Source organism: Terriglobus sp. ADX1 (assembly GCF_036877645.1).
Lineage (GTDB): Bacteria > Acidobacteriota > Terriglobia > Terriglobales > Acidobacteriaceae > Terriglobus.
Genome location: NZ_JAEDXV010000024.1, coordinates 1 through 12,731 on the forward strand (window position 1 = coordinate 1; position 12,731 = coordinate 12,731).

Below are 12,731 nucleotides of genomic sequence, written 5' to 3' on the forward strand. Positions count from 1 at the left end.
GCGCGGACGGTGCCACTCGCGCAGGCGAAGGCACAGGATATGTCTGACGTGCGGGCGCAGGCTGCCGATGCGAGGTCGCGGCCACACGCGACGAATGGCTGTTTCTGGAAGGAGCCGAGGGCCTGGGTTCGCTTGGGGTAGGCTCCACAGCCGGGGCTTCCGGCTCTGGCTGCTTCACAATAGGAGTTTCCGGCGCGGCTGTCGGGGTCGCATTCCCCTCAATCACCGGAGCGGGCGCTGCAACCGCTTCCGGCGCTGCAGAAGTATTCCGATAGAACCACCCTCCGACCAGCGCCGCCAGCACAAGCACCGCCGCCAATCCAATCCATAGAGATAATCTGCTACGGGGGGCTTCGGCGGTTTCCGCACTCACCCGCGTGAATCGAATCGGTGTATCCAGGGCAGGTTTTGCAGGCGGAATTTCAACAGTTTCCACAGGAGCAAAAGGCTCGACTTCCGCATGCATGGGCTCACGCGAAGATGCAGGGAACTGCGTAATCAGTGGATTTTTAAGAACCTGCGTAGCCGGGGTGGCGAGTTTTTCCACATCGGCGCCAGCGTTTTGCACAGGCGCGATGGATTCGATCGACGCAGCGATGGGCTCCGGTAAAACTGAAGCCGTATCCACGCTGCGAGCCGGTGGATTCAACCCGTCATGCGCCCCCATGACAAAGCGCAAAAGATCGTGCGCCACACCCTCATCAGCATCCGCTGCGAGCCGTTTGCCAGCAGCCGCCAACGCCACGACACCCAGCGTCTCGCCATAACGGACGTCGCTGCCACGGCGATGCAGCATTACCCACACATGCGACGTCAGATCGCGATGAAACCCGCGGTCTTCGCCCAGCCGTCGAACCACCGCGGCCAGTGCCTGAGGCTTTTCCACAGCCACACCGGCTGTGGTGAAAAACTCGGACATCTCCGCGATCTCATCCGCGTAACGGACGGACACATCCTCAAGTTGCGACGGCTGAAGCATTCCGGCGTTAATTCCTCCTTGAAGAATGGACGCATTCCCTAGCTATAAGCGTACAGACACGGAAATCCGGCGAGCGTTGCCGTTTTACGGCGTCTGGCCTCAGAGCCATACATCTCCAAAGCATCCGCTTTCTTTTCATGCAACTACGATGCCAAGCAAAAACCTGTTGCCTCGAACCGGTAAACACATGATTTGGCAGAGACATTCATGGCAAGGTCAAAAGCAAAACGGACGCCGAAGCGTCCGTCTCTGCAAAGCGTTGCAACAGGATTAAGCCGTAGCCTTGCGTCCTGTCTGCAGACCAGAGCTCTTGCCTCGGCTAGTGCGCCAATCGGTGTAAGCCACCAGCATGGGTGCGGCCACCGCGATGGACGAGTACGTACCGATCAAAATGCCGATCACCAGAGCAAACGAGAAACCATGCAGCACCTCGCCGCCAAACAGGTAGAGCGCCAGCACGGTGAGGAACGTCAGGCCCGACGTCAGCAGGGTTCGCGACAGCGTCTGGTTGATGCTCTTGTTTACCACTTCAGACAACGTGGCGCGACGCATCAACTGCAGATTCTCGCGGATACGATCGAAGACCACGATCGTATCGTTCATGGAGTAACCCACCAGCGTCAGGATGGCCGCGATCACCGTCAGCGTAATTTCCTGGTTCGTCAGCGAAAACGCGCCGATGGTGATCAGCGTGTCGTGGAAGACCGCGATCACGGCAGCCGCACCGTAAATGAACTCAAAACGGAACCACAGGTATGCCAGCATGCCCAGCAGCGACCACAGAATGGCCCAGCCCGCCTGCCGCGTCAGTTGCTTACCAGCCGTGGGTCCCACGGTGTAGGCGTCTTCCACGCGTGACGCTGAGTCCGTGTAATTGGTGGCCAGAGCCTTCACCACGGTTGCGCGCGCGGAATCGGAATTGGAATCGCTCGTCTCCGGCAACGTGATGACAGCCTCATATCCATTGGCGCCGTTCAGGCGCTGGATGCTGGCATCGTGAATGCCGGCGCGGTCCATCGCGGTACGCAGATGGTCCTCGTTCGGCTGCTGCGGAAACGACACACGCACCTGCGTGCCGCCCTTGAAATCAATGCCCACGGGAATGTGGTGCCAGAACAGCATGCTCAGCACGCCGGCCACGGAGAAGATCAGCGAGAAGCCAAGAAACAGCCACTTCTTGCTGAGCCAGTCGATGTTGCTATCTCGAAAGAATTCCACTTGCGAAACCTCGGTACTACAGAAACAGAAACGTTAGATCGACAATGCTTCGCCGCGCGTCTTGCGCTGCAGAATGCTGTCAAAGATCACGCGCGAAACGAACACAGCCGTAAACAGGTTGGCCAACAGACCGAACATGAGCGTCACGGCGAAACCACGAACCGGGCCCGTTCCCACAAAGAACAGGATCAGTGCGGAAACGATGGTCGTGACGTGCGTATCCAGAATGGTGGTCCAGGCATGATCAAATCCGCCGAAGACAGACGCACTGGCATTCTTGCCCGCACGAATCTCTTCACGAATACGCTCGAAGATCAGCACGTTCGAGTCCACGCCCATACCAATGGTCAGAATCACACCTGCGATACCCGGCAGTGTCAGCGTCGATCCGGTGAAACCCATGAAACCCAGCAGGATGACCAGGTTCAGGATCAGCGCCAGATCCGCGTTGATGCCCGCGCCCTTGTAGTAGATGAGCATGAAGATCATCACGGCCATCATGCCCACGACCGATGCGATCACACCCTGACGAATGCTCGTGGCACCCAGCGAAGGCCCAACCGTATGCGTCTCAAGGAACACGATCGACGCAGGCAGCGAACCCGTGCGCAGCATCAGCGAAAGATCGCTTGCCGTCTGCTTCGTGAAACCGCCGCCGCTGATCTGGCCCTGGTCGCGGATGGCGCCGTTGATGTTCGCCACTTCGCGCACCTTGTTGTCCAGAACAATGGCCATCTGCTTGCCAATGTTGGTGCTGGTGTACGAGTAGAAGCGGTCGCCTGCGCCCGTGGTTAGCGTGAAGGAAACGTCCGGACGTCCGGCTTCATCCTGCGAAGCGCGTGCATCGCGGAAGTCCGGTCCCTGCACCACAGCGATGCGCTTCAGCGCCCACCACGACTGGTCGCCCAGCGCGTTGCCACCCTGCACCAGAACTGAGTCTGGCTGCAGCTGCATCTGCGCGTCCTGCTCCGTGGTGAACGGGCCACCGGTCACTTCGTGAATCTCAAGGCGTGCCGTGGACTGGATCACATCGCGAACGTGGTCGGCATTATCAATGCCCGGCAGTTCGACGAGGATCTGGTCTTCGCCCAAGCCGTATTTCTGGATAGTCGGCTCGGCCACACCCAGCGAGTCAACGCGGCTACGGATCGTCTCGATCGACGTCTCCAGAGTGCGCTCGCGCAGTTCCTTCACCTCAGCCAGCTTCATCGTCAGCTTGTAGCCGTCAGCGGTGGAGGCCAAGTCGTACGCGGAAAACTCAGTCGCACTCAGTGCATCGCGCACGGCAGACATATTGTTCTGCGATACGCCGCTGACCACGATCACCGGCTGCGACGGATCGGGCTTGGTGGCATGGGCTCCGGGAGCGACCTTGCTGGCTGCATCCTGCGCACGCACCATATCGTTGTCGCTGCTGGCTGCAACGGCTTCCGCCGTCTTTACCTGCAACACAATGTGCGTACCGCCCCGAAGGTCCAGGCCCAGGTGAATGCGTCGTGTAATGGACTCCTTCAGCCCGCCATGCGGGATACCGAAGATGCCGTAAAGAAACACCACCAGGATGGCGATGATGAGCGCGATTTTGCCGTTCAGATTCTTCTGCATGGATATCTATCTAAGGCTGTGGGGACCCGCGTCTCTCAGAGACACAAGGCTCTCTCACCAGAACTTACTGTCCCGCCTCTTCCTCCGTGGTCACGGATGCGATGGCGGTCTTCAGAAACTCAAGCTTGATGCCGTCCGGCTGCGTGCGAAGGACCACCACGTCGTCCTTCAGGCTAACGATAGTGCCGCGGATGCCGCCCGTTGTAGCAACGCGATCGCCGGACTTCAACTGCGAAAGCTGCTCGTTCCACTTCTTCTGCTTGCGCTGGTTAGGAATCGCTGTAAGCAGCACCATGCCGATGAGAAGTACAGGCAGCAGCAGGCTGAATCCGCCAAATGCGGAGCCGCCGCTGGATTGCAAGAAGTAGAGAGCGAACAATGCGTGCACAGGGAACATCCTTGATTCCGCGCCCGCAACGGGTTCGCGGGCGAAATTCATGGCACCAGATGTCAGTGGATTTGCACGGCAGAAGTACCCGCTCCCACCGGGACGACGGAAACACCAGCCGGCAAAAGACAGAGGGGTGCTAGTCCAATATGCTCAAGGAATACCGCCACAGTGTCAAGATTTCGCATAGTTACCAGGCGGTTCCGCGAGTTATCGTCAGCTATGGCATCGCTTCTCGGCCGTTCCATCACTTTTGCAGCCGTTTCTCTTATGGGCTTGATGTCATGGGGCGCACACGCGCAAAACACTTCCCATCCCAGCTTTGCTGTCACTTCCGTCAAACCCTACGTGGGTGATCCCAAACCCTTTAGCGTTCGCTTTGACGGTGGTCGAGCCGAGTTAGGGCGCATCACCGTCGCCGACATGTTGCGCTTCTGCTACGACCTCACCACGGACGAACAGATCGTCAATCTGCCGGACTGGGCAAAGAAAGACCGCTGGGACATTCAGGCCACGGAAGAAGAAGACATCTCACACGAGCTGGAGACAGGCCCGCTGGATCAGCGCATCGCACTCATGCGCCAGCTCACACTCGAACTGCTGCATGAGCGCTTTGGACTACGCGAATCGAAAACCACGCGGGTGCTGTCAGCCTACGAACTAACCGTGTCGAAAGCCGGAGCAAAAGTGACGCCCGCTGGCCCCGTAATCGAAGGCTTCCACGGACTGGATGGCGGCAACGGTCACATAACCGCCAACGGGGCACCTATGTCGCTGCTGGTGATGCGCATGTCCGCGATGCCGGAGGTCCAGGGGCATCCCATCGTGGACCATACCGGCATGTCTGGCGAATACAACTGGAAGCTGAATTGGACCCCGGAGCTTAGCGCTCTCTCTGCCAACGTAAGCGACCTGCCATCGTTATTCGAAGCACTTCAGCAGCAACTTGGCCTCAGGCTTGTACCCACAAAGACTGCCGTTCCGGCCATTCAAGTGGACAACATCACCAAACCCTCACCGGACTGATGTCTGCTTTTCCCCTGAAGCCCGATTCTTCCTGTCTTCAGCCTTACTATCTGTTCTGTAAAAGGTGCGGCGACACTGCACACACTCCCACGGATACAGACCAAACCTCCACAACACGTGGCGTTCCAGCCACGTCCTCTTAGGCCACCTACGCAGCACACGACCAGGGCAATTACAAAGAAACAGCATCGCAAGAATCTACGCGCTGAAATGAATCGCTGGCAAACGCCATTTACGCACACATACCGTGGCCTATGACGTTGATATAGCTGCTGATATCAGCGGCAACATCATTTAGGACATGCACCAATCCCGCATGATTACTGGCTCTGACGCATTTGCATGCGAACTTAATTACCTCTGGCCGTATGCTGAAGGCACACTCTTTTCATTGCACCTGTGACCTATAAAAGGACATCGCTGATGAAGGTCCTGCTACGAACGCTCGCATGCTTGTTCTTACTGGTCGGTCTTGCTGCTTTGGCAACCGTTGTCTGGGCGCGACATACGGGCGGTTTCAGCGCGCGAGCAACGCCCTCCTATGTAGAGACGGCCCTGGCACGATACACCCGCAGACTGGCCATACCTGCCTCTGCAAAGTCCCTGCAAAACCCTATTGCCGACTCGCCTTCAGTGCAGCATGAAGCCATGGCGCATTACGCCGATCACTGCGCCTCCTGCCACGCCAACAACGGTTCTGGTGACACCATGTACGGCAAAGGACTCTATCCCAAGCCGCCCGATCTTCGGCTTGCCGCAACGCAGAACCTTAGTGACGGCGAGTTATTCTTCATCATCCAGAACGGTGTGCGACTCACCGGCATGCCTGCTTTCGGCTCGTCCAATGACGACGGCGCAGATTCCTGGAAGCTGGTTCGCTTTCTCCGTCATCTGCCGCAGATCACGCCAACTGAAGTCGAACGGATGAATGGCATGAATCCCAAGAGCCCGGATGAGTTACAAGAAGAGAAACAGGAACAGGAGTTTCTGAACGGTGCCCCAGCCGCGCAGTAACTTGGAAGTGGTTAGGAAAGGAAACGAACCAATCGTGAAGCGCCTGCTTGCTGCTCCTCTCGCTCTCGTCCTCAGCGTCTCTGCCTTTGCCCATAACGGCATGGAACACATCATGGGCACGGTGACTGCCATCACCGCGACCTCCATCGACGTCAAAAACCCGAAGGACGGCAAGATCACTCCCGTCCTGACCGATGCAAAAACCATGTGGATGCGTGGCAAGGACATGATCACCGCAAAAGACGTCCATACCGGCGACCGCGTCGTCATCCATGCCAAGAAGGTGGATGACAAATTCCTCGCCGCAGAAGTGGAAGTGGGTACCACCACGGCAGCAAGCCACAGCCACTAACGCCCAGTTCAAGCAGCAAGCGTTTAAGACAAAGAAACGAGCCGCGACCATAAAGGCCGCGGCTCGTTTGTGATGCGTTGAAGTAAGTTACAGCGAAGCCACCGTGAGAGCTGCACCATCTGCATTCTTGCGGAAGATCTCTGCCAGCCCCTGCAAGCGCTTTGCATCCGCAGGAGTCTTGGCAGTCGTGGCAGCCTTATCCAGTTCGCCCGCCATGCCCTTCAGCTTCGCGGCAGCCTTCTTGTCGGTACCGGCCTGGTTCACCAGCGCCTTGATGGAAGCCACCTTGTCCTTCGGCAGCGAATCGCCGCGGCCAAGCTGATCCAGATACGCCTTCGCAGTGATGTACGTTGCAGGCCACACCACCTTCGGCTGATCCTGCACGTTCAGTTCCTTGAACGAAATCTGGTTCGCTGCGGCAATCTCGTCCGGCGTCAGAAATTCCGTGGGTGTCAGCTTCAACACATCCAGTCCACGGGCAATCTCCGAACCGTAGATCATGCCGTTGTACCAGTACGTGGACCACTGGCCGCCCATGGCAAACTTCTTGCCGCTGATGGGTCCGCGGTCGAAGTAAGCGATTTCAAACGGATGTGCCGGATCGGTCCAGTCCACCAGCGAAACGCCGCCCTGATACCAGCTCTGCACATGCAGCGCGCGTCCCGGAACCGGAATCTCCGAACCGTTGTGCGCCACGCAGTTTTCCTTGTCGGTCTGCGATGCCGGCATCTTGTAGTAGCTCTTCAGCGTCATCTTCTTGTCCGGACCAATGGCAAAGATGGCATCCGCGCCCCACTGCATCGGATCGGTTGCACGGCAGCGCGGCTGACCGCCACCGCCCCACTCGTCAGAGAAGAGAATCGCCTTGCCATCATTGGTGAAGTTCGCAGAATGCCAGAAAGCATAGTTCGGATCGCTCACCGCATCCAGACGCTTGGGATGCACCACATCCGAAATATCCAGCAGGATACCGTTGCCCGAGCATGCGCCCGCAGCCAGACCCACTGCCGAATACACCGTGATGTCGTGGCAGCCACGCGTTGCGCTGGTGCTTTGCGTGCCCTCGCCGTGGTTGCCGCCCTTCCACAGGCCGTTCATGTTGCCCGTCTCAGGATCGGTGAAGATGCGCGGCGAGTTCACAACCTTCGCCAGCTCCGGGTGCGCCAACGGCACCTGGATCACAACGATGGTGAACAGCGCAGTGTTCGGGTCTTCATCAGGAGAAGCACCGGAGCAGCCTGCAAGCTCCTTCGCATCGCGTACACCCGCGGAACCGGACACGTAGATATACACGTTGTCCTTGTCCTTCGGATCGACGACCACAGTATGTGTGTGCGATCCGCGGCATGTCTGCACGTCAGTGATCTGCTTCGGCTTCGTTACATCGCTGATGTCGAAGATACGCACGCCACGCACGCGATCTTTCTCAGCAGGCTCAGGCTTGCGATTGGCCATCATGCCGGCCATTGCCTTCTGCCGCTCTTCCGGCGACAGGTTAGCCAACTGCTCGCGCTGAGCAGCCTGTGCCTTCTGCGCCTCTTCCAACGAAGAAAAGCCCTGCACACCGCAGTCGATACGGCCGTTCGCAGCTTCCACGCTCATGAACAGCAGGTTGCCGTAAACCGAAACGTCGCCCTGACCGCCGGGGCACACCATGCTGGTCACCAGCTTCGTGTGTGCCGGATCGGAGATGTCATAGGTGTTCACGCCATAGTAGTTGCCCACGAACACATACTTGCCCTTGAACGCCAGGTCAGAGTTCGTGGTGCCATACGGAGCTGGAATCGCAGCGCCACGCGGCGCGCCCGGTGCAGGAGGAGCAGCATCCTCCCATGCGGGGATCTTACTTTCATCCGGTGCAAATCCAGCAGGCTTGGCAATGGTCTGCACCAGTTCCAACCCCTTGGCGGCAGTGCCTGCGTCATACAGACCGGCCTTCAGGCCCACACGCGGATCACTCTCCGGCGCGCGCGGATTCACATACACCGTCGGCGGCGGAGGGGTAGCCATCGGCTTTTCATGGTCCATCTGCGCGGACAACACCGGCAGCGAACAGGCGAAGACCGCGGCAACTGCAAACGCGGCTTTGAGCGAGGAGAACTGTTTCATGGATTCACCTTTCGAAGAATGCCCTTCATAATGTCGATCTCTGCAAGCTGCGTGTTGTCCACGTCGTTTGCAAAGTCAAATAGCTGTGGGTCCTGTCCTGCCCCCGGCTGTTGAAACAACTCCTTCACCATCAGCAATGCGCCGCTGTGGTGTTGCATCATGCCGGTTAGAAACAACCGGTCAAACTCTGCGCCATGCGCTGCACGCAGCGCCTGCATCTGTCGCGGCGTCAACATGCCAACCATCGGCGCCACGTCCATCGGATCGGTCTTCTTCGCGCCATCATGATTCATGGCGGCGTGATCCATGCCCTGCATCTGCGAGTGGTCCATCCCGGCCATATCGCCGTGATCCATACCCGCCATCTGCGAATGGTCCATACCCGCCATGTGGTCCATGCCACCTGCAGGAGCTTCGGGATACCCACGCTCTGCCAGCCACTGCTTCATCCAGCGAATCTCATCGCCCTGCGACAGATCAATCTTCGATGCCAGTGCCTTCACATCCGTGTTTGTCGCACGGGTCTTCGCAAGCTCTGTCATCTCAATAGCCTGACTGTGATGCATGATCATGTCCTGCATGAACTTCACATCGGCTTCGCTCGGCCCTTTGGCCGGAGGAGCCGCAGTTACAGCAGTCAACTCCTGCGTAGGTTTGCCCGGAGCACCGGGTTGCACAATGTTCGGCGCCTGCGCGAACGCCAGTGACGCACATCCACACACAAGAACGCCAACAACGCGTGAAAGAACGGCCATACACCAACCCTCAGGGGAACGGTTCAAAAACAGTTGATGAAAAATCGCGGTGACTCAGTATGTCTCACGCTGCGCATCACTGCAACGGAAAACTCACATATCACAGCGCCTTTCTGCGACTTCATTCGCAATTACCAAAACGGACATTACCACCCACATCGCGATATCCTTGCTTCGCTTAACTTTCCGGAGAAAACACGTCCCCAAATGCTCTCTCGCTACGTTGCATCATTGCTTCTCGTCGCCGCCTCCACGCTCACGGCCCAAACGGTGGAACGCCCGCCCGCCACGCCGCTCATCGCGCACGACCCATACTTCTCTGTATGGTCCATGGCCGACACGCTCACAGCGGAGCCGACAAAGCACTGGACAGGCCATCCGCAGCCGCTCAACAGCCTCGTCCGCATCGACGGTAAGTCCTATCGCATCATGGGCAACAGCCGCGACATCCCGGCATTGCAGCAGACCGGCAGCGAGCTGACCTTCACCCACACGCGATATCACTTCGCAGGCAACGGCGTAGCGATTGATCTGACCTTCTTCACACCGGCATTCCTCGACGACCTCGACACGCTCTCGCGCCCCGTCACCTATCTGACATGGACCGCGAAGAGCACCGACGGCGCATCGCACCAGGTCAGCGTCTTCCTCAACGCCAACGCAGAGATGGCCACCAGCTACAGCGGCCAGCCCGTAACGTACTCGCGTCAGCAGACTGCAAACCTCACCGTGCTCTCCGTCGGCACGCAGTCGCAGAATGTACTGAACCGCAGCGGTGACGACCTCAAGATCGACTGGGGCTACTTCCACATCGCCGTGCCGAACGACGCACAGCCCAAGACCTCGCTCGCCAGCGGCACCGCGCACGCCTTCGCCACCGATGGCATGCTGCCCGCCAACGACGACATCGACGGCCCCGCGCCCTTCACCAAGGGCCAGACGGAAATGGCTGTAGCCATTCCGTTTGGCGCCGTCAACGCGCAAGCCGTATCCAAGACTGCAATGGTCAGCTACACCGACGGCTACAGCATGGAAGTACTGAACAAGCGCCTGCGCCCGTGGTGGCAGCGTGAAGGCAAGCCCGTATCGCAAATGCTGGAAGAGGCACTCGCCGAACAGACCAAGCTCGATGCAAAAGGCAACGCCTTCGATGCAAAGCTGAAGGCAGACCTCACCGCAACCGCAGGCGAGAAGTACGCATGGCTCTGTACGCTGTCCTATCGCCAGAGCATCGCCGCACACAAACTCATTGCCGACACCGACGGCCAGCCGCTGCTCTTTGCAAAAGAAAATTTCAGCAACGGCGACACAGCAACTGTCGACGTCTTCTATCCCTCCGCGCCCATCTTCCTCTTCTTCAACCCACGTCTGCTGCACGCGCAGGTATTGCCGATTCTCGAATACTCCGCGCTGCCCAATCGCTGGCGCTTCCCCTTCGCTCCGCATGACCTGGGCCGTTATCCGCTGGCCAATGGTCAGGACTACGGCGGTGGCGAAAAGACGGAAGAGAACCAGATGCCCGTAGAAGAGTCGGGCAACATGATCCTGCTCGTTGACGCGCTCGCACGCTTCGAACCCAACAACGCAGGCGTGAAACTCGCGCAGCAGTTCTGGCCGCAGCTTTCGCAGTGGGCCAACTTCCTGCACGAACACGGCCTCGACCCCGAAAACCAGCTCACCACCGACGACTTCGCCGGACACGTCACGCACAACGCAAACCTCGCGCTGAAGGCCATCGACGCCATGGCCGCTTACGCCGATCTCGCCAAGCTGCTGCACCACGACGCCGAAGCGAAGAAGTACAACGACGACGCACACGCCTACGCGAAGAAGTGGATGGAGATGGACAAGGAAGGCGATCACTACAAACTCGCCTACGACTCACCCAACACCTGGAGCCAGAAGTACAACCTCATCTGGGACAAGCTGCTGGGATTCGACCTGTTCCCCAAGAGCGTACGTGAAAGCGAGATCGCCTTCTACAAGACGAAGCTGAACAAGTACGGCCTGCCGCTCGACAGCCGTAAGGATTACACGAAGCTCGACTGGGAGATGTGGACCGCTACACTCGCCGACAATGAAGCCGACTTCAACACGCTCGTTGACCCGCTCTATACCTGGGCCAACGAAACCACCAGCCGCGTCCCCATGACCGACTGGTACGACACCATCACCGGCAAGCAGGTTGGCTTCCAGGCCCGCAGCGTAGTCGGCGGCCTCTTCATCAAAGCCCTCGCCGACAAGCCACTTGCAGATAAATACCGCAAGGAAGCCAAGTAAACCCATCACAATCCGTCTAAACACAAAACCCCGTCAAAAGCGGGGTTTTGTGTTCTATGGGGATGTGGCTGCTGCTCTATCTTTGATAGTTCCAACTCCCAGCGAACTTATTTTGTATGAGAGGGGATTTGTGTTGCCTAAGCGCGCCTTGGCATTACTTGCCTTAATCGTTTCTTTCGTCGGATCAATGAACTCGATTGCCCTTGCGCAGAGTACTCACGAAGAGAAACTTACGCATACCCCCGAGCCCGCAAAATCATTCGCGTTTGAGGTGTTCTCCATGCATCCTCATAAAGCGGGCACACCGATCTACACGCTGCAGTATCTTCCCAATGGCTACCACGCCACGGTAGCGATCAAGTGGGCGATCATGCTCGCGTACTTTCCGCAGCCGATGAACAGATGGTCCGCGTCCAAAATAATCAACGCACCAGATTGGACAGAAAATGAACTGTACGATGTGGATGCACGTGTAGCCCCGTCCGATGAAGCAGCCTGGCAAAAGGCACAAGACGGTTACGATTCTCCGCTTCTACATTTGGCGTGGCAGGCGGCACTACGGGATCGCTGCAAGCTACAGTTCCACACTGCCACTGTCGATGCTCCCTACCTGGATTTAATGGTGAGCAGCTCCGGAGCTCGACTCAGTGAAACGCAGGCAGGATCATTCGCATCGTTCAAAAGGCGTCCCATTCTATTAGGTAAAGGGTTTTATTTAAGGGACACCGACAAGGTCGACTTTGTTGGCGTCTCCATGGATGAGTTCGTTAACTACCTCTCGAGACTATCCAAGGACTATCCCATCCAGAACAAGACAGGCTTGAACGGACGGTACGACTTTACGTTGCCTCTTATCAACGATGAAGCAGATCGGCCAAGCCAATCATTGAGCTCAATGCCAGTAAGTCCTATCGGATTGTCTCTGCGACGAGGAGTGGGATCGGCATTGAACCTCACGATCGACCATATCGAGAGACCTGACCAGAACTAGTCCGCGAATTGCGG

11 protein-coding genes are annotated in these 12,731 nt (G+C 57.9%); 5 read left to right on the forward strand and 6 right to left on the reverse strand.

Features of this window, described 5'->3' with window-relative positions:
• From JAO32_RS14895 to yajC, 4 genes are all read right to left on the reverse strand, one after another.
• A partial coding sequence (locus JAO32_RS14895) for a hypothetical protein (RefSeq protein ID WP_334241775.1) occupies positions 1-979 on the reverse strand: 979 nt, incomplete at its 3' end.
• A gap of 270 nt (positions 980-1,249) precedes the next feature.
• On the reverse strand, positions 1,250-2,197 hold the full coding sequence (secF, locus tag JAO32_RS14900; protein ID WP_334241777.1) for a protein translocase subunit SecF: 948 nt from the start codon (positions 2,195-2,197) through the stop codon (positions 1,250-1,252).
• Between the two features lie 33 nt (positions 2,198-2,230).
• On the reverse strand, positions 2,231-3,802 hold the full coding sequence (gene secD / locus JAO32_RS14905) for a protein translocase subunit SecD (RefSeq protein WP_334241779.1): 1,572 nt from the start codon (positions 3,800-3,802) through the stop codon (positions 2,231-2,233).
• Between the two features lie 64 nt (positions 3,803-3,866).
• On the reverse strand, positions 3,867-4,241 hold the full coding sequence (gene yajC, locus JAO32_RS14910) for a preprotein translocase subunit YajC (protein ID WP_334241781.1): 375 nt from the start codon (positions 4,239-4,241) through the stop codon (positions 3,867-3,869).
• A gap of 171 nt (positions 4,242-4,412) precedes the next feature.
• Here yajC and JAO32_RS14915 point away from each other — a divergent pair, with 171 nt between their 5' ends.
• From JAO32_RS14915 to JAO32_RS14925, 3 genes are all read left to right on the forward strand, one after another.
• Positions 4,413-5,216: a TIGR03435 family protein gene (locus JAO32_RS14915; protein ID WP_334241783.1), complete on the forward strand. Its 804-nt coding sequence runs from the start codon at positions 4,413-4,415 to the stop codon at positions 5,214-5,216.
• A gap of 423 nt (positions 5,217-5,639) precedes the next feature.
• The gene (locus tag JAO32_RS14920; protein WP_334241785.1) at positions 5,640-6,230 is read left to right on the forward strand and encodes a c-type cytochrome; all 591 of its coding nucleotides are present in this window, start codon (positions 5,640-5,642) and stop codon (positions 6,228-6,230) included.
• Between the two features lie 34 nt (positions 6,231-6,264).
• Positions 6,265-6,582: a DUF5666 domain-containing protein gene (locus tag JAO32_RS14925; protein WP_334241787.1), complete on the forward strand. Its 318-nt coding sequence runs from the start codon at positions 6,265-6,267 to the stop codon at positions 6,580-6,582.
• Positions 6,583-6,669: 87 nt separating this feature from the next.
• Here the strand turns inward: JAO32_RS14925 and JAO32_RS14930 are convergent, their stop codons facing one another.
• Both JAO32_RS14930 and JAO32_RS14935 read right to left on the reverse strand, forming a co-directional pair.
• Positions 6,670-8,691 (reverse strand): LVIVD repeat-containing protein, encoded by a 2,022-nt coding sequence (locus tag JAO32_RS14930; RefSeq protein ID WP_334241790.1) that lies wholly within the window; start codon positions 8,689-8,691, stop codon positions 6,670-6,672.
• Positions 8,688-9,446: a DUF305 domain-containing protein gene (locus JAO32_RS14935; protein ID WP_334241792.1), complete on the reverse strand. Its 759-nt coding sequence runs from the start codon at positions 9,444-9,446 to the stop codon at positions 8,688-8,690. The genes JAO32_RS14930 and JAO32_RS14935 overlap by 4 nt, the downstream gene beginning before the upstream one ends.
• A 207-nt stretch (positions 9,447-9,653) precedes the next feature.
• Between JAO32_RS14935 and JAO32_RS14940 the strand changes: the two genes are divergently transcribed.
• On the forward strand, positions 9,654-11,726 hold the full coding sequence (locus JAO32_RS14940) for a glutaminase family protein (RefSeq protein WP_334241794.1): 2,073 nt from the start codon (positions 9,654-9,656) through the stop codon (positions 11,724-11,726).
• 130 nt (positions 11,727-11,856) lie between these two features.
• Entirely contained in the window at positions 11,857-12,717 is an 861-nt protein-coding gene (locus tag JAO32_RS14945; protein ID WP_334241797.1) for a TIGR03435 family protein, read from the forward strand.
• The last annotated feature ends 14 nt before the right edge of the window (positions 12,718-12,731 follow it).